Origin of the sequence: Archangium sp. (genome assembly GCF_045802675.1) — a bacterium.
GTDB lineage: Bacteria > Myxococcota > Myxococcia > Myxococcales > Myxococcaceae > Archangium.
Genome location: NZ_JBJMQO010000093.1, coordinates 169174 through 186880, shown reverse-complemented (window position 1 = coordinate 186880; position 17707 = coordinate 169174). Strand labels below are relative to the sequence as shown.

Annotated in this window: 14 protein-coding genes; 6 read left to right on the top strand and 8 right to left on the bottom strand. The window is 70.3% G+C overall.

Features of this window, described 5'->3' with window-relative positions; all coding sequences use genetic code 11:
- Positions 1-105: 105 nt before the first annotated feature.
- Entirely contained in the window at positions 106-348 is a 243-nt protein-coding gene (locus ACJ8AN_RS27260) for a mersacidin/lichenicidin family type 2 lantibiotic (RefSeq protein ID WP_407758407.1), read from the bottom strand.
- 235 nt (positions 349-583) lie between these two features.
- Between ACJ8AN_RS27260 and tgt the strand changes: the two genes are divergently transcribed.
- Complete coding sequence (gene tgt / locus ACJ8AN_RS27255; protein ID WP_407758406.1) at positions 584-1708, top strand: tRNA guanosine(34) transglycosylase Tgt; 1125 nt, start codon at positions 584-586, stop codon at positions 1706-1708.
- Between the two features lie 4 nt (positions 1709-1712).
- Positions 1713-2561 carry a tRNA (5-methylaminomethyl-2-thiouridine)(34)-methyltransferase MnmD gene (locus ACJ8AN_RS27250; protein WP_407758405.1) on the top strand — a complete coding sequence of 283 codons (849 nt, stop codon included), beginning with the start codon at positions 1713-1715 and terminating at the stop codon, positions 2559-2561.
- 120 nt (positions 2562-2681) lie between these two features.
- Here ACJ8AN_RS27250 and ACJ8AN_RS27245 read toward each other — a convergent pair whose 3' ends face one another.
- Entirely contained in the window at positions 2682-3311 is a 630-nt protein-coding gene (locus tag ACJ8AN_RS27245) for a TIGR02265 family protein (RefSeq protein WP_407758404.1), read from the bottom strand.
- Positions 3312-3551: 240 nt separating this feature from the next.
- Here ACJ8AN_RS27245 and ACJ8AN_RS27240 point away from each other — a divergent pair, with 240 nt between their 5' ends.
- Together ACJ8AN_RS27240 and ACJ8AN_RS27235 are read left to right on the top strand one after the other, a co-directional pair.
- Positions 3552-6110: a DEAD/DEAH box helicase gene (locus ACJ8AN_RS27240; protein WP_407758403.1), complete on the top strand. Its 2559-nt coding sequence runs from the start codon at positions 3552-3554 to the stop codon at positions 6108-6110.
- Positions 6111-6193: 83 nt separating this feature from the next.
- Positions 6194-8863, top strand: a complete 2670-nt coding sequence (locus tag ACJ8AN_RS27235) for a phosphoenolpyruvate carboxylase (protein ID WP_407758402.1) — start codon at positions 6194-6196, stop codon at positions 8861-8863.
- Positions 8864-8869: 6 nt separating this feature from the next.
- On the opposite strand, the gene ACJ8AN_RS27230 is transcribed toward ACJ8AN_RS27235, so the two are convergent.
- Together ACJ8AN_RS27230 and ACJ8AN_RS27225 are read right to left on the bottom strand one after the other, a co-directional pair.
- Positions 8870-10006 carry an MFS transporter gene (locus ACJ8AN_RS27230; protein WP_407758426.1) on the bottom strand — a complete coding sequence of 379 codons (1137 nt, stop codon included), beginning with the start codon at positions 10004-10006 and terminating at the stop codon, positions 8870-8872.
- Positions 10007-10060: 54 nt separating this feature from the next.
- The gene (locus tag ACJ8AN_RS27225) at positions 10061-10939 is read right to left on the bottom strand and encodes a hypothetical protein (RefSeq protein WP_407758401.1); all 879 of its coding nucleotides are present in this window, start codon (positions 10937-10939) and stop codon (positions 10061-10063) included.
- A gap of 183 nt (positions 10940-11122) precedes the next feature.
- Here ACJ8AN_RS27225 and ACJ8AN_RS27220 point away from each other — a divergent pair, with 183 nt between their 5' ends.
- Positions 11123-11485 carry a TIGR02266 family protein gene (locus ACJ8AN_RS27220; protein WP_407758400.1) on the top strand — a complete coding sequence of 121 codons (363 nt, stop codon included), beginning with the start codon at positions 11123-11125 and terminating at the stop codon, positions 11483-11485.
- Between the two features lie 39 nt (positions 11486-11524).
- Here the strand turns inward: ACJ8AN_RS27220 and ACJ8AN_RS27215 are convergent, their stop codons facing one another.
- The 4 genes from ACJ8AN_RS27215 to ACJ8AN_RS27200 all read right to left on the bottom strand — a co-directional run bounded on the left by ACJ8AN_RS27215 (position 11525) and on the right by ACJ8AN_RS27200 (position 15766).
- Positions 11525-12016, bottom strand: coding sequence for a GNAT family N-acetyltransferase (locus ACJ8AN_RS27215; RefSeq protein WP_407758399.1), 492 nt, complete (start codon positions 12014-12016; stop codon positions 11525-11527).
- Between the two features lie 114 nt (positions 12017-12130).
- On the bottom strand, positions 12131-13186 hold the full coding sequence (locus tag ACJ8AN_RS27210) for an alpha-ketoacid dehydrogenase subunit beta (RefSeq protein WP_407758398.1): 1056 nt from the start codon (positions 13184-13186) through the stop codon (positions 12131-12133).
- 3 nt (positions 13187-13189) lie between these two features.
- Positions 13190-14197, bottom strand: coding sequence for a thiamine pyrophosphate-dependent dehydrogenase E1 component subunit alpha (locus tag ACJ8AN_RS27205; RefSeq protein ID WP_407758397.1), 1008 nt, complete (start codon positions 14195-14197; stop codon positions 13190-13192).
- 237 nt (positions 14198-14434) lie between these two features.
- Positions 14435-15766: a chloride channel protein gene (locus ACJ8AN_RS27200; RefSeq protein WP_407758396.1), complete on the bottom strand. Its 1332-nt coding sequence runs from the start codon at positions 15764-15766 to the stop codon at positions 14435-14437.
- Between the two features lie 328 nt (positions 15767-16094).
- Between ACJ8AN_RS27200 and ACJ8AN_RS27195 the strand changes: the two genes are divergently transcribed.
- Positions 16095-17705: a SpoIIE family protein phosphatase gene (locus tag ACJ8AN_RS27195; protein WP_407758425.1), complete on the top strand. Its 1611-nt coding sequence runs from the start codon at positions 16095-16097 to the stop codon at positions 17703-17705.
- The last annotated feature ends 2 nt before the right edge of the window (positions 17706-17707 follow it).

The following is a 17707-nucleotide window of genomic DNA, read 5'->3' as shown; positions in this document are numbered from 1 at the left end:
TGCACGGCGCCCCAAGCACGGCGCGGGCCAGTCGCACCGTGCCGTGAGCCCGCGGGCCATGGTCGTCCGCGTCCGCCCCCTCCCATCCTGCCGCCGAGACGCGGATCAGGGGATCTGGTCGTAGCGGGTGGTGGAGTTGCCGAGCGTGTCGATGGTGCGGCAGGGCAAGGCGACGCTGTTGTTCGCCGTGAGGGCAATCCCTCCCACCGCCTCGGCGAGCTCTTCGTCGTGGAGCTCGGTGATGGCCCTGCCGGCCGGGCATTCGGGGAGGGCCGCGCGCTCTTCGGTGGAGAGGCTCGCGCGGTACTCCGGATCCTTCCAGGCCCTGATGATGCGTTCTCGATTCATGTCGTCCTCCGGGTGTGCCCATGAGCGGGCACCCGGAGGGAGGGGGCCAGTCCGGGCTCGTGACGGGGCCGAGCGCCTGCGCCCCTCAGGCGGCGCTCCACGGGGCTGAACCCCGGGCCGGGGGGGCGCCGAGCAGATAGCGGGCATGTCCCGCGCCCGCCGCGGGTATAAGGCGGCTTCAATGGCCGTCCGTTTCGAGCTCGTCACTACCGACCCTTCAGGGGCCCGTGCCGGGGTGCTTCACACCCGCCGTGGCTCCATCCCCACGCCCGTCTTCATGCCCGTGGCCACCCACGCCTCCTTCCGCCACCTCGGCATGGAAGAGGTGAAGACCACCGGCGCGAAGATCCTCCTCTCGAACACGTACCACCTGATGCTCAAGCCGGGCCTCGACGTGTTCAAGCGCTTCGGCGGCATCCACCCCTTCATGCAGTGGGATGGGGCGGTGCTGACGGACTCGGGCGGGTTTCAAATCTTCTCCCTGCCCGAGGACCGGCAGATCACCGAGAAGGGCGCCCACTTCCGCAGCTTCCACGACAACAGCCGCCAGCTCCTCAGCCCCGAGTCCAGCATCGCCATGCAGCAGGCGATCAACTCGGAGATCATGATGGTGCTCGACGTGTGCATCGACTCGCGCACGGACGAGGCGGGCACGCGCGAGGCCATGGATCGCACCCACCGCTGGGCCCTGCGCAGCCTCGCGGCCAAGAACCAGGTGGACACCGGCCAGGCCCTCTTCGCCATCGTCCAGGGCGGCGTGCACCCGCACCTGCGCGACGAGAGCGCCGCCTTCCTCACCCAGCACCCCTTCGACGGTTTCGCCATCGGCGGTCTGGCCGTCGGCGAGACGAACGAGGAGCGCAAGGCCATGACGGCCCGCGCCGCCGCCTCGCTGCCCCAGGACAAGCCCCGCTACCTCATGGGCGTGGGCACTCCCACGGACCTGCTCGAGGCCGTACTGCGCGGCGTGGACATGTTCGACTGCATCATCCCCACGAAGATGGCGCAGCAGGGCTACGCGTATACCTTCCAGGGCCTCGTCCGCATTACGCGCCAGGTGTTCCGCCTGTCCGACGAGCCGTTGGACCCGACCTGCGACTGCTACGTGTGCAAGAACTACAGCCGCGGCTACCTGCAGCACCTCATGAGCGGCAAGCACCACACGGGCTCGCGCATGCTGTCCGTGCACAACGTGCACCACTACCAGCAGCTCACCTGGAAGATGCGCGACGCCATCCTCCAGGGCTCCTACGCCCAGGCCTACCGCGAGCTGAAGCAGCTCGTCGCCACGCCCAAGGACCTCAACGACGCGAAGCTCGCGGCGGGCCCCGGTGCCAACACCCTCAAGGAAGTGGGCTGAGCGCGTGGACTCCCAGAATCCTCGCGATGGCGACTTCGAGCTGGTGACGCTGCGCAACGGCTCGCGGGCGGTGCGGCACCTCGGGCATGGCGAGGTGATGCACCCCTCGGTGGGCCCGTGGCAGGAGGCCCTGCGCCTCTACGTGGAGCAGCCGCGCCTGGCCGAGCGCCTGCGCACCCCGGGCGAGTCGCTCGTCATCCACGACGTGGGCCTGGGCGCGGCCACCAACGCGGTGGCGGCACTCACCTGTGCGCGCGAGCTCGGCGCCGAGCGCCGGCGGGCCCTGGAGCTGGTGAGCTTCGAGGTGGACCTGGCGCCGCTGCGGCTCGCGCTGGCGGACGCGGCGGGCTTCCCCTTCCTGCAGCCCTTCCGCGAGGCGGCCGAGGCCCTCATGCGCGACGGCGTCTGGGAGTCCGAGGGCCTGCGCTGGCGGCTGCACCTCGGGGACGCGCAGGGGCTGCTGGACGCGGGGCTGCCCAGGGCGGACCTCGTCTTCTTCGATCCGTTCTCCCCAGCGTCCAACCCGGAGATGTGGACGACGGCGGTGCTGTCGCGGGTGAGGGCGTGCTGCCGGGAGGACGGGGAGGGGGCGCTGCTGCTGACGTACAGCGCGGCCACGCCCACGCGCGTCACGCTGCTGCTGGCGGGCTTCTACGTGGGGGCGGGCGTGTCCACGGGGACGAAGGGGGAGACGACCGTGGGCGCCACGCGCCGCGAGTCCCTGGCCCTGCCGCTCGGGGAGCGCTGGCTGGAGCGGTGGCGCCGCTCGTCGTCCCGCGCGCCCCATGGCGAGCCACTCACGCCGGAGCTCGAGGCCCGGGTGCTCGCCCATCCGCAGTGGCGCGGGAGCTGAGCCTCCTCGGGGCGGGGTGAAGGAGCACCGCCGTCCTCCAGGCGGGAGTGCTCCTCCGGTTACCTCTCGCCAGGGCCCTCGAGACAGGGCCCCGACACCACGGGACTGCTCTCCGGCGGCCTACGCCGGGGGCCGGTTCGCCGAGGCATGGGCGGCCGCGGTGCGACTCGCGAGCTCGGGCTCGACAGCGGCCTCCGCCTGCTCGGACCAGCGCACGTGGTAGGTGGCCGACTGGCCGTCGAAGCCCTCGGGGATGGCGACGACGCGCTGTCCGCCGGCCACCTCCGCCGCCTTCGCCAGCGCACCGGCCACGAACGTCGGCAGATCCGCGCCGATGTCCGTCAGCCAGAACTCCAGCTCGGTCGGCCCCTTCTCCACGATTCGCACCTCACTGCAATTGGTGCTCGTCCGGAAGCAGAGTCTGGCCTGGGTCAGCGCCCTCCGGGGACCGAGCAGCCGGGCCATGCCCAGCAGCGCGCGCCCGAAGAGGCTGGAGAAGTAACCATCGATGAACCGCTCACCGAGCGAGTAGTAGGCGGCCTCCGCGGGCATGCCCGCGTAGACGTGATCCGCCGCGATGCGGAGGAACTGCTTCCACTGCTCGAGTGTGTAGGTGGGAGACAGCTTCTGGTCGAGGTCGAGGCCGGCATCACGCAGGCGCATGCGGCACGCTGGTGTGAGACGGTTCTCGAGAGCCCTGAGGAAGAGCGCTTCGACGGTTCCTGCGTAGACGAGCTTTTCGCCGGTCATAGGACTGACGGGTATATCCGTTCGGCCGCCCTCCCCGCTACATGCCTGTTCAGGGAGCGTGCACAAATGCACGACGGGTGAACATTTTGCCCCGGATTCGTGTGGGCCCGTGTGAGGCTGACGGGGCAGGGGTGGGGGAATCCGGCGCGAGTGGCCCGGGTTGCCCTCGGATGGGCGCGGGCTGTCGGCGCTGCACATTTCACGCGGGCCCGCCTGTCCAGGCGCCTAGAGTTCTCTCCAATGGTCACGATCGAAACCCCCCGTGCGCCGCTCGCGGCGCTGCTGCCCGACCGCTCGCAGGGTCCCCTGGGCTCCGATGAGATCCTCAGCCGCTTCGTGGGCTGGGTGGAATCCACCGGCCTGTCCCTCTACCCGGCGCAGGAGGAGGCCCTCCTCGAGCTGCTGGGGGGCACGCACCTGGTCCTCAAGACGCCCACGGGCTCGGGCAAGTCGCTGGTGGCCATGGCGCTGCACTTCAAGGCCATGGCCGAGGGCAAGGTGTCCTACTACACCTGCCCCATCAAGGCGCTCGTCAACGAGAAGTTCTTCGCGCTGTGCGAGGCCTTCGGTCCGGAGAAGGTGGGCCTGCTCACCGGCGACGCGGCCATCAACCGCGAGGCGCCCATCCTCTGCTGCACGGCGGAGATCCTGTCCAACCTGGCCCTGCGCGACGCCACGCTGCGCGCCGACTACGTGGTGATGGACGAGTTCCACTACTACGCGGACCGCGAGCGCGGCATCGCCTGGCAGCTTCCGCTGATCACGCTGCCGTCCACCACGTTCCTGATGATGTCGGCGACGCTGGGGGACACGCACCTCATCGAGGAGCGGCTGCAGGAGTTCAGCGGCCGCGAGGTGGCCAGCGTGCGCAGCGCGCAGCGCCCGGTGCCGCTGGACTTCGAGTACCGCGAGACGCCGCTGCACGAGACCCTCGAGGACCTCATCCGCCAGAACAAGGCGCCCATCTACCTGGTGAACTTCTCGCAGCGCGCCGCGGCCGAGCAGGCGCAGAACCTGATGAGCGTGGACTTCTCCACCAAGGAGGACAAGGAGGCCATCCGCCAGGCGCTGCTGGAGGCCCCCTTCGACACGCCCTACGGCAAGGACTTCCAGCGCTTCCTGCGCCATGGGATTGGGATGCACCACGCGGGCCTGCTGCCCAAGTACCGGCTGCTGGTGGAGCGGCTGGCTCAGACGGGCCTGCTCAAGGTCATCAGCGGCACGGACACGCTGGGCGTGGGTGTCAACATCCCCATCCGCACGGTGCTCTTCACGCAGCTCTTCAAGTTCAACGGCGAGAAGCTGGCCACGCTGAGCGTGCGCGACTTCCAGCAGATCGCCGGGCGCGCGGGCCGCAAGGGCTTCGACACCCAGGGCAGCGTGGTGGCGCAGGCGCCCGAGCACGTCATCGAGAACGTAAAGATCGCCCAGAAGGAGGCCAAGGGCGGCAAGCGCCTGCCCCGCAAGACTCCGCCGCAGAAGGGCTTCGTCAACTACGACAAGAACACCTTCGAGCGCCTGCAGAGCGGGCTCCCCGAGCCGCTGGAGTCCCGCTTCGAGGTGACGCACGGCTTCCTCCTCAACCTGCTGCAGAGCGAGATGCTGGGCGGTGCCGAGGGCTACCAGCGGCTGGTGCGGCTCATCTTCCGCTCGCACGGCTCGGAGTACATCAAGCGGCGCAACCTCAAGGAGGCGGCGGCGTGCTTCCGCACCCTGCGCCACGCGGGCCTGGTGCTGGTGCAGAAGGGGGAGGGCGGCTCGGGGGCGACGGTGGCGGTGGCGCCGGGGCTGCAGCGGGACTTCTCGCTCAATCAGACCCTGTCGCTCTACCTGCTGGACACGCTCAACAAGCTGGACCACGAGTCGGAGACGTACGCGCTGGACGTGCTCACGCTGGTGGAGTCCATCTGCGAGAACCCGGACGTGGTGCTCTACGCCCAGCTCCACGAGCTCAAGGGCAACAAGATCAACGAGCTGAAGGCCCAGGGCATGGAGTACGACGAGCGGATGGAGGAGCTGGAGAAGCTCGAGTGGCCCAAGCCCAACCGGGACTTCATCTACACCACCTTCAACGCCTTCGCGGAGAAGCACCCGTGGGTGGGCGCGGAGAACATCCGGCCCAAGTCCATCGTCCGCGACATGTACGAGCGCTACCTGTCCTTCCACGACTACGTGCGCGAGTACGGCCTGCAGCGCAGCGAGGGCGTGCTGCTGCGCTACCTGGGTGACGTCTACAAGGCGCTCACCCAGACGGTGCCCGAGCGCTACCGCAACCAGGAGGTCACCGAGATCATCGAGTGGCTGCGCGCGATGATCCGCTACGTGGACCAGAGCCTCCTGGAGGAGTGGGAGCGGATGAAGAACCCGGGCGAGGTGGCCATCCGCCGGGCCGAGGCTCCGGACCGCAAGCCGCAGGACCTCACGGACGATCCCCGGGCCTTCGCGGCGCACGTGCGCAACGAGCTGCACCGGCTGCTGCGGGCGCTCGCCTACAGGCGCTACCCGGATGCGCTGGCGCTCCTGCGGCAGGACGAGGGAGGGGAGCCGTGGACGGCGGCGAAGCTCGGGGAGGCGATGACGCCCTACTTCGAGGAGCACAAGGCCGTGGTGCTCACCCCCCAGGCGCGCCGTCCGGCCAACACCTTCCTCAAGGAGGCGGGCGAGCGGCAGTGGGAGGCCCAGCAGCGCATCCTGGACCCCGAGGGCCATGGCGACTGGATGCTCGACTGCTTCATCGACCTCGCCGGACGCAAGGTGGACGACGGTCCACTGCTCTCCCTGCGCCGCATCGGCACGTGAGCTCCCGCGACCTGTCGGGCGACTGATAACTCCCCACGCCGGAGTGGATCGGGCATGCGAGCGGCACTAGTTTGACGCACCGCATGCCTCCCATCCGTCACGTGGATCCGCAGTTGCGCCGGGACGTCCGGCTCCTGGGCCGGTTGCTCGGCGAAGTGCTCATCGAGCAGGAGGGCCAGTCCCTCTTCGACCTGGAGGAGCGCGTCCGGCGCCTGTCCATCCAGCGCAGGCGCGGGCCGAAGTCCGAGCGCCGGGCCGCCGCCTCGCAACTGGCCGAGCTGCTCCGGGAGATGCCCCTGGGCCAGGCCGAGCCCGTGCTGCGCGCCTTCTCCACGTACTTCCGGCTCGTCAACCTCGCCGAGCAGCACCACCGCATCCGCCGCTCCCGTGAGCATGCGATCGGCGGCCAGCACGGCCCGCAGCGGGGCTCGCTCGAGGCGGTGATGCTGTCGCTGCGGCAGGCCGGCGTCCCCGCCTCGAAGGTGCGCGAGCTGCTCTTGTCCATGCGCGTGACGCTCACCCTCACCGCGCACCCCACCCAGGCGGCGCGCCGCACCGTGCTGGAGAAGACGTACCGCCTGGCGCGGCTACTCGAGGATCGCGACCGCTGCCACCTCACCCCGCGCGAGAAGGCCGACACCCAGGTGTCCATGCGCGAGGAGATCACCGCCCTCTGGCAGACGGATGAGCTGCGCCGCGAGCGGCCCACCGTGGGCGACGAGGTGAAGAACATCCTCTGGTACGTGGAGGAGGTGCTCGGCGAGCAGCTCGCGCACCTGCCGGAGACGCTCGACTGGGCCTTCGAGCGCGCCTATGGCGAGCCGCTCGGAGTGCTCGCCACGCCCCTGCGCCTGCACTCGTGGGTGGGCGGCGACATGGATGGCAATCCGCTGGTGACGCCGGAGGTGCTCGCGGACACGCTGCGCGCCCACCGGGCCCGCGGCCTGCGGGCCTTGATGGGCGTGGTGGCCCGGTTGGGCTGGGTGCTCACCCAGTCCGAGCGCCATGGGTTCGTCTCGAAGGAGCTGAGGGCCTCGCTCGAGAAGGACGAGGCGGAGTTGCCCGAGGTGATGGCCCGCTACGGCTCGCGCACCACCGGCGAGCCCTGGCGCCGCAAGTTGCGCTTCATCGAGGCCCGCCTCCAGGCCGCCCTGGTCTACGTCGAGGGCCGCCGCGCCGGGCGCACCGACCCGTTGCCTCCCGCCGCCTACCGCTCGCCGGAGGATTTCCTCGACGACCTGGAGCTCATCGAGCGCTCGCTCATCGAGGCCAAGGCGCGGCAGGGCGGGTTGCGCAAGGTGCGCCGGCTCATCGCGCTGGTGCGGGCCATGGGCTTCCACCTGGCCGAGCTGGAGGTGCGCGCTCCCGCGGATGACGCTCGCAGCGCCGCCGCCTCGCTGGAGGGAGGACCCACGCCGACCGAGGGCGGAGCCCGGTTGCTGGCCGTGCTGCAGCGGATGCGCGAGGCCCAGGCCGAGTCGGGCGAGGGCTGCTGCCGCACGCTCATCCTGTCCATGGCCTCGACGGCCGAGGACGTGCTCGCGGCCTTCACGTGCGCGCGCAAGTCCGGCCTGTGGGACGAGGCGCGCGGGTGCGCCACCGTGGACGTGGTGCCCCTCTTCGAGCAGCTCGGAGCGCTCGATGAGGGTCCCCGCGTGCTTCGCGAGCTGTTCGCCCACCCCGAGTACCGCCGGCACCTGCAAGCGCGCGGCGTGCAGGAGGTGATGGTGGGGTACAGCGACTCGGGCAAGGAGGTGGGGTTGCTCGCCGCGAGCGCCGGGCTCTACCGGGCCCAGTGCGCGCTCACGCAGGTGGCGCACGAGGCCGGGGTGCGGCTGCGCCTCTTCCACGGCCGGGGCGAGACGGTGGCCCGGGGCGGCGGTCCCGCGCAGGAGGCGATCCTGGCGCTCCCGCCCGGCAGTGTCGCGGGCACGTTGAAGGTCACCGAGCAGGGCGAGGCGTTGGACCACAAGTACGCCCGGCCCGAGCTGGCCCGGCGCACGTTGGAGCTGATGCTCGGCGGGGTGCTGCTGCACTCGCTGGATGCGCAGCCGCGCCTGGCGCAGGGGGAGGAGGGCCCGTTCCGCGCGGCCTTCGACGAGCTGGCGGAGATGGGCCGCAAGGCCTACCGCGGGCTCGTCTGGGAGGACCCGAGCTTCGTCCCGTTCTTCCAGGCCGCCACGCCCATCGAGCAGATCTCCGCGCTGCCCATCGGCTCGAGGCCGAGCAAGCGCGCCGCCGGAGGACTGGAGTCGCTGCGCGCCATTCCGTGGGTGTTCGCCTGGACGCAGAACCGGGCGATCCTGCCGGGGTGGTACGGCGTGGGCTCGGCGCTGGAGGAGTTCGGCTCGAGGCCCGAGGGGCTCGCGTTGCTCAAGCGCATGTACCGGCAGTGGCCCTTCTTCCACACCGTCATCGACAACGTGGCGATGGTGCTGGCGAAGTCGGACATGGCCATCGCATCGAGGTACGCGGCGCTGGCGCCCGAGTCCACGCGTCCGCTGTGGGAGCGCATCCGCGCCGAGTTCTCGCGCACCCGCCGTTGGGTGAAGCGCGTGACGGGCGAGCAGCGCCTGCTGGAGAACAACCGGCAGCTGCGGCAGAGCATCGCCCTGCGCAACCCCTACGTGGACCCCATGTCCTTCCTCCAGGTGGAGCTGATGCGGCGCAAGCGGGCGGGGTGCGAGAACTGCGACCGGCCCCTGCTGCTCACGCTGGCCGGCATCGCCGCGGGCATGCGCAACACGGGGTGAGTCGCTTCACTTCGCCGGGCTTCGTGGCCCGAAGAGCCCCAGGACGATCAGCCCCGTGAGCGCCATGGCGCCTCCCACGACACAGACGCCACTCCATCCCCAGTGGCTCCACGCCAGGCTGCCCAGCCACGCGCCCGTGGCGCCTCCAGCGAAGTACGTCACCATGTACACGGTGTTGAGCCGGTTCCGGGCCTCGGGGCGCAGCGAGTAGACGCGCGTCTGATTGGAGATGTGATTGGCCTGCGCGCCCAGGTCCAGGAGGATGACGCCGAGCGCGATCCCCCACAGCCACCGGCCCAGCACCCCGAGCACCACGAAGGACAGCAGCAGCACGCCGATGGCGATCGCGTTGATGCGCCGGTCTCCTCGCACGTCGGCGTAGCGGCCCACCAGTGGCGCGGCCACGGCTCCCGCCACGCCTACCGCTCCGAACAGTCCCGCCACCTGCGCCCCGTAGTGCCGCGGCAGGGAATGGAGATAGAGCGCCAGCGTGGCCCAGAAGGCACTGAAGCCGCCGAAGGTGAGCGCGCCCAGCACCGAGTGCAGCCGCAGCAGGGGCTCCTCGCGCACCAGGTCCACCAGCGAGCGCAGCAGCGCCGGGTAGGGCAGGGGAGAGCTCGCGTGCTGGCTCGGCAATGAGAAGCGCAGTACCCCCACGAGCAGCAGCATCAGCGCCGCGGCGATCCAGAACATCACGCGCCAGCCGAACCGCACCCCGAGGAAGCCCGACGCCGTGCGCGACAGCAGGATGCCGATGAGCAACCCGCTCATCACCGTGCCCACCACGCGGCCCCGCTGCTCCGCGGGCGCGAGGTGCGCGGCGAAGGGCACCAGTAGCTGCGGCACCACCGTCGTCACGCCCACCAGGCCGCTCGCCACCACCATCCACGGCAGGCTCGGCGACAGGGCCACGCCCATCAACGCGAGGCTCACCAGCGCCGTCATCACCACGATGACACGCCGCCGCTCGAGGCTGTCTCCCAGCGGAACGACGAGCAGCAGGCCCAGCGCGTAGCCCACCTGCGAGAACGCGGGGATGAGCCCCAGCGCCCGGTCCGAGGCCTGGAACGTCTGCCCGATGTCTCCGAGCAGGGGCTGGTGGTAGTAGAGGTTGGCGACGGAGAGGCCCGCGGCCGCCGCCATCATCCAGACGAGGCCCCGGCTCATTCGAGGAGAGTCCACGGACCCTCTTTACCTTCATGGCACGCAGGCGCCCACTCCCGCGAAGTCCTGGAGCGGCTCGCAGTGTCCACTCGCGCAGCCGGGCTCTCCCGAGGGCGCGCGGCACAGCTTGCGGCACGTCAGGCCCGCGCCCTCCTTCACGCACGCGCTCCCCGGTCGGCAGTCATTCGCGTACGTGCACGCAGCGCCGTCCTCCACCGTGCCCGCCGTCACGCACACCGGCCCGCTGCTCGGCGAGGGGTAGCACCCCAACGAGCTCGCGCACCCCTGCGCCAGCAGCTCGCACTTCGGCCCCGCTTCCCCGCACACGCGCGGCAGCTCGTCCGAGCCCGTGAAGCGCAGCACCTCGATGCAATCGCGTGGCGCCGTGCACTGCGCGCTGCCGTAGCAGAACTTCTGGCACGCGAAGGCCATGCCTCCATCCGCCGCCACCTGATCCGTGCAGTACAGCCCCGCCTTGCACGTGTCGTAGGTGAGCTCCCCTCCCGGCGTCACGGTGCTCGTGCACGTCCCTCCCTCGGTCACCGTCCCGTCCGGCACGCAGCGGCGGCTCGTCACGCTGCCCTGGCGCACGTAGGTGCACTTGTTTCCGGCGGGGCAGTCCTGCGCCACCAGGTCGCACTCGCCGGGGAAGCAGCGGTTGCCCTGCCCACCTCCCTCCAGCAGTCCCCGCAAACACAGCGCGCCCGCGTCACAGCCCTGCTGCCGCGCCACATCACACCCGGAGTCCGGCTCGTCCCCGCCCCCATCCGGCGTCCCTCCGTCCCCGTTCCTCCCCCCGTCCGCGCTCTGTCCCGCGTCGTCCCCGGCGTCCCCCTGGGAGTTGCCGCCATTGCGGCACGCCCCCACCGTCAGTCCGAGCACGAGGACACCGCACAAGAGAAGTCCGTTCACCCGCATTCCTGGCCCCCGCATCGAGTCGCGAACGTGACTAATAAGACGTCCGGGTAGAAACGGGCCCCCCTTGAACACGGCCTGGAGGACAGCGGACACTTGCGGGTGTCACGAAGTCCTTGACGAGATGCGTCATCTCCAAAGGGCTTCCATCCGTATCACGCCCGAGGGAAGCAATTGCGCATGAGCATGAAGACGGCCGAGGCAGTGGAGTCGTCGGCGGTGGGAATGGCCAACCGGAGGGCCCATGAGAGGGTGTCGGCGACGTTCGACGTGCGCTTCCAGGAGGCCCAGGACGCCGCGCGGGCGTTGCGCGCGTACTCGCTCAACGTGTCGGCCGGAGGGCTGTGCCTGCGCACGCGCAAATCCTACGACGTGGGCTCGCGCGTGCGCCTGCAGATGACGGTGAGCGGGGAGGACTTCGACCTCGAGGGCATCATCTCGTGGGTGCGCGATGACGCCGAGGCCATTGGCGTGCGCTTCATCGACGTGAGCGAGGCCGACCAGAACCGCCTGCAGCGCGTGGTGTCCAGCTTCAAGCGCTGAAAAGGCGAGGGGCCCCGAGGGGCCCCAGTGGGTGATGCGCTACTGCCCGTGCTGACGTTCCAGCTCGGTGTGGCGCATCACCATGTTGTCCACCTGCGCGAAGCCGCAGGACTCGTAGAAGCCCTTGAGCTCCACCAGGGCGTAGGCGCTCACCTCGAGCCGCTTCACGCTCAGCGCCCGGGCGCCACAGCGCTCCAGCACCTGCTGCATGAGCGCCCGGCCCACGCCGCGGCGCCGCCAGGACTCCGTCACGCACAGCTCGTCCACGGTGGCGATGCGCCCGCGCAGCCGCAGCTGTGGCCGGTGCGACAGCGACACCATGCCCACGGGCCGGTCCTGCGAGTCCGCCGCCACGAAGATTTCAATCTCCGGATGGCTGATGACCCAGTGGACCGTCTGGGCATCCGAGCCATGGGCGTAGCCCATCTCGCGCAGGAGCGAGGCGAGGCTCTCGGCGTCGCCACGGCGCGCGCGGCGGATGCGGTAGGGAGGAGCGTCGGGGGCTGGAGTTCTCGATGGCGTCGATTGCACGGCCTTCGCACTCTACCCAACTGGCGGGCAACCTCGCAAAGGCAGAGGGCGGCTCCGGTCGCTTCTCCGGGCCGCCCTCCTGGGCCTACATTGGATCTTCTCGCCGCTCGGGAATCAGGGCTGCTCGGCGGACAGCGAGCGGATGGCGCTGGTGATGTCACCCAGCTGGGGCACGGAGGCCATCTCCAGCGTGTCCGCCAGGCCGATGCCCGGGATGAACTTGCCGGCCAGCAGCCGGGGCGGCGCCACCAGCTTGTAGAAGAGCTCCTCCACCGTGCGGCGCACCAGGTGCTCGCCGAAGTTGGTCACCTCGGTGTCCTCGTTCACGTACAGCACGCGGCCCGTCTTCTCGACCGAGCCCTTGATGAGCTCCCAGTCGTACGGCCACAGCGAGCGCATGTCGATGACCTCGGCGTCCACGCCCTCGGCGGCCAGGTCGTCCGCGGCCTTCTTGCACAGGGGCAGCGTGCGGCCGTAGCTCACCACCGTCAGCTGCGAGCCCGAGCGCACCACCTTGCCCTTGCCGATGGGCACCGCGTACGCCTCGAGCGCCGGCCACTGCGGCTTCCACTGCGAGCGGTCGCCCAGCGGCGCGTCGATCATCTTCGACAGCAGCTTCTCGTCCTCGGGCTCGCCCGGAATGCGCTCCTCGCCCTTGATGCGCAAGAGCGCCTTGGGCTCGAGGTACATGACGGGGTTGATCTCCTGCACCGCGGAGATCATCAGGCCGTACGCATCCAGCGGGTTGGAGGGGATGACGATCTTCCAGCCCGGGATGTGGGTCGCCGTCGCGTCGAACGAGTGCGAGTGGTAGATGGAGCCGCGGATGCCGCTGCCCACCGGCGTCTTCACCACCATGGGGAGGTTCCAGTCCCCGTTCGTGGTCCAGCAGGTGTTGCCGGCGATCTTCAGCAGATCGATGGTGTTGTAGATGTAGTCGGCGAACTGGATTTCAGCGACGGGCTTGCCGCCGGCCATGGCCAGACCGATGGCCATGCCGATGATGCCGCGCTCGTCCAGGGGCGAGTTCCACGCCGTCTTGAGGCCCTGCGTGGCGGTGAAGACGCCGCCCAGGGGGGCGCCCACGTCCTCGCCGAAGATGTCGGTCACACCGAGGTGCGTCTCGGCGTAGTGCAGGGCCATGCGAACGGCCTGAGCCATGTTGGCCATGGGTTACTTCCTCTCCGCGTAGATGTGGTTCCAGATGGTCTCGGGGGCCGGCAGCGGCTCCTCGCGGACCTGACGGGCCATGGCGGCCATGTCCTCGGTGTAGCGGTTGCGCAGCTCGTCCATCTCCTTGCGCGTGAGGATGCCGTGCTTCTCCAGGCGGGCCTCGAACTGGGCCAGGCAGTCCTGCTCGTTGCCCACGAAGTTGGCGCCGGACGCGGACGAGTGGCCGTACAGGCGCGACACCTCGGCCTCCATCAGGAAGGGCTTGCGCTCCGTGCGCACGTACTCCATGGCCTCCTTGAGCTCCAGGTAGGCGTTGATGGGATCGTTCCCGTCAATCGTCTTGGTGCGCATGTTGAAGGCCTTGCCGCGGTCGGCCACGTGCGTCTCGCCGTGCTGGCCCTCGGCCGAGGTGGAGATGCCCCACTTGTTGTTGGTGACGATGATGAGCACGGGCAGCTCCTGGCCCTTGCGCGAGCTCCACACGAGGCAGGAAGCGAAATCGCCCTCGGCCGTGCCCGCGTCACCGCCGGTGACGATGGTGATGGCGTCCCCGCCGTGGCGCTTCTGCATCAGCGCCGTGCCCGGGGCCATCCCGTACTGCACCTCGATGGGGGAGGAGACGGGGGCGATGTTCCACTCGCGCTTGGAGAAGTGGCCCGCGAAGTTGCGGCCGCCGGAGTAGGGGTCCGACGCCACGTTCTTCATCTGCCGCAGCGCCCCGATGGGCTCCTCGCCCAGCGCCATCATCGTGGCCGACTGGCGGTAGTGCGCGTGCAGGTAGTCGTAGGCCGGGCCCTGGCCCTTCTTCATCAGCAGGCCGAGGGGGACGTTGAAGGCCTCCTCACCGGGGCCGCCGATCCAGAAATAGCCGTGGCCCTGCTTGTACATCTGGATGAGGCGCTCTTCGAGGACGCGCGCCTTCACCATCAGGTCGTGCATCCGGACCAGGAGCTCCCGCTCGAGCGGGAGCGAATCTTCTTCGCGGTTGAGGAGGCGGGGTTTCGGCACGCGCGTCTCTCTAGTCAGGGGGAAAGAACGGGCCCCCTATACCCCAAAGGGACCCGGGAAGCTCAAGCGCCCCGGCGCCGCTTTCCGGGTCGCGGACATGCCGCGCTGCGGCACAGGCGAGAGCCCGTCACGAGGGCTTCACGCCCCGCGTGGGTGGCTGAGAAGCGCACCGGAAACGGCTGCTGGAAGCCAGCAGGCGGGCTGATGGGGTAGGGCTCTTCGGCCCGCAGGTCGTTGCTAACGGGGCGGACGGGAAGCGTCTCGCGTCGCGGGAGGCTCCGTCGGGGGCTGCTCCCCCGGAGGGGCTCCGGGCCCGGTCTCCAGCTCTCGCAAGGACAGCAGGCGGGAGAGCAGCGGCCCTCCGTGCTTGAGCCGGGCAATGCGCTGCGACGGGTAGATGCCGCGTTGCCCCGTGAGGAGGTAGGCGGTGACGGTGACGATGACGACGTGAGGCAGCACGCCCGAGCCGAGCAGCTCCACGGCCATGAGGGACAGGGCCAGCGGTGTGTTGGCCGCGGCCCCGAAGAGCGCGGCGAGCCCCACGCCCGCCGCCAGGTCCAACGGCAGGCCGAGCAGCCGCGCCAGCACGTTGCCGAGCGCCGCGCCCACGAAGAAGAGCGGCGTCACCTCGCCGCCGAGGAAGCCGGCGCTCAGGGTGAGGGCGGTGAAGAGCAGCTTGAGGGCGAAGGCCTCGGGGGGCAGGGTGGGGTCCACGAAGGCGCGCTCGAGGGTGGGCACGCCCAGGCCGAGGTAGTCGCTCGTGCCCACCACCTTCCAGAGGACCACGACGGCGGCGCCTCCGAGCGCCATGCGCAGGGGGAGGGAAGGGACGCGCTTCTCCAGCCGCTTCTTGAGGAAGTGGACCAGCTCCACGAAGGCCACGGCCACCCCGGCCACGGCGACGCCGAAGACGAGCCACTTGCCGAGCACCTCCGGCGTGAGGGGCAGCGACGCGGGGGTGGGGTAGAGCGTGTGGTGGATGCCGAGCGAGCGGGTGACGAGGTCCCCCACCACCGCGGCCACCAGGGCGGGCACGAGCGCCTCGTAGCTCAGCTGCCCCACGGCGACGACCTCGAGCCCGAAGACGGTGCCGGCGATGGGTGTGCCGAAGACGGAGCCGAAGCCCCCGGCGATGCCGGCGGCGAGCAGCTCGCGGCGGGTGGCGGCCGGGACGCGGAAGCGGTGCGCCACGGCGTCCGCGAGGCTGGCCCCCATCTGCACGGCGGTGCCCTCGCGCCCGGCGCTGCCTCCGAAGAGGTGGGTGAGCACCGTGCCCAGCAGCACCATGGGGGCCATGCGCAGGGGGAGCTGCTTGTCGCCCTCGTGCACCGTGTCGATGACGAGGTTGTTGCCGCCCCGGATGGGGGTGCCCCACCGGGCGTAGAGCGCGCCGATGGCCAGGCCCGCCAGGGGCAGGGTGTAGACGAGCACCTCGTGGTGGGTGCGGAAGTGGGTGGCCCGATCCAACAGGTAGAGGAACACCGCCGAGGCCACGCCACACACCCCGCCCACCACGGAGCCGAGGACGAGCCACTGGCCAAAGGAACGCGCACGCTGGTTCAGGGACACTGTCCGTCCTGTTAGAGGCTCCCGGTGTGCGGGTCAATCCCTCCACTGCGAGCGAAATCCCCCTCTGAGGGGGGCGGGAGCCTACTCCCCCCATCCGACAGGGGGACTCGCGTAACTGGAAAACTGCGCTAGAGTCGCGGTCTCTCAGCACCCAATAGACGTCGCGCTCTCCCCCAGCGCCGAACAGAGTCCTGCCTTGTCCAACGCCCCTCTGCCCTCCCAGCCCCCTCCTGGTGGGTCGTTCGAGCATCAAGAGCCTACCCTGACGGGTACCGCCACCCGCGCGGCCGGGAATACCTCGACGTCCATCTCCCCGCTCTACCCGGAGATGACGGGCACCATCGTCGCCCCCATGGAGGCCGGCGAGCTGCCCGATGTGGCCGCCATCCGCGGCCTGCGGTTGGATCAGCTCCTCTTCGTCACCACCGGCCTGCTCGTGGGCGTCATCGTGGGCCTGCTCGCCGCCGTGGCCTGGGTGTCCACCAAGTCCCAGTTCGAGGCGACCTCGGGCCGCTTCACCGAGCAGGTGCAGGCCCAGGCCACCGAGCTCGGCCAGACGCTGAGCCACACCCTGTCGCTCACCTCGGCCACGTCGCTGCGCGACAACAACTACGCCTTCCTCAGCGAGGTGGCGCGCTCCATCATCGCCGACAACCCCAACATCCTCCGCGTGCAGATCTACGACGCGGACAGCCAGTTGGCGGCGGACTCGGCCCCGGACGCGAAGCTGGGCACCTCCACCGAGCGCAAGCCGGAGCGCCGCTGGACCAGCGCCCTCTACGAGGGCAAGCCCATCATCGAGTACCAGGAGCCCATCGACTACGGCTCGCAGAGCGGCAAGGGCGTGGTCGTCATCAGCTACTCGCTGGAGAGCCTGCAGAGGCAGCTGCACGCGCTGGAGTCCTCCAAGCAGGAGTCGCTGCGCCGCAACGCCACCACCATGGCGGGCCTGGGCCTGGGCTTCCTGCTGGTGGCCGGCGTGCTGGTGGCCATCCAGAGCCGCCGGATTACGCGGCCGCTGGGCGTGCTCACCGGCAAGGTGATGCAGCTGGCCGCCGGTGACCTGGGCGCGCGCGCCGAAGAGGTGGGGGGCGCCGGGCGCGAGGTGACCACGCTCGGGGTGGTGTTCAACCACATGGCCGAGCGCATCAACGTGCTGCTCGAGGACGTGCGCGCCAAGGCGCAGCTCGAGCGAGACGTGTCGCTCGCGCGCACCGTGCAGGAGACGCTGCTGCCCGGCCGCGAGGGCTTCCAGGCGGGTCCGCTGCGCATCGCCGGCCTCGTCGTCACCGCGGACGCGTGCGGCGGCGACTGGTGGACGCGCGCCGCCCTGGACGAGCAGCGCGTCGTCATCGGCATCGGCGACGTCACCGGCCATGGGCTGGCCACCGCCCTCGTGGCCACCAGCGCCACCAGCGGTTTCGCCGCGGCCATGACCATGCGCCCGCCCGCGGAGCTCTCCGCCCAGCTGCTCATCTCCTCGCTCAACGTCACCATGGCCCACGTGGGCAAGGGCGAGCACCAGATGTCCAGCGCGCTGGCCCTCATCGACGTGCAGTCGGGCGTCATCGACTACGCGAGCGGCGGCCACCCCAGCCCCATCGTCTACAACCGCCTCTCGCGCCAGGTGGCTTCGCTGCCGGCGCGCGGCGCGCTGCTGGGCGCCAACGCCAACTCCCAGTACGCCTCGCGCCAGGCGCAGCTGCGGCCCGGTGACATCATCGTCTGGTACTCGGACGGCCTCACCGAGTCGCGCGACGCCAGCCAGAAGCAGTACGGCACCCAGCGCCTGGCCGCCGCCCTCCAGGCCAACGCCCACCTGTCCGCCGAGGCCCTGCGCGATGCCATCCTCGCGGATGCGCGTGCCTTCAGTGCCGGCCAGCCCGCCCAGGACGACATCACCGTGGTCGTCGCCGAGTTCAGCCCCGCTTCCCCATGAGC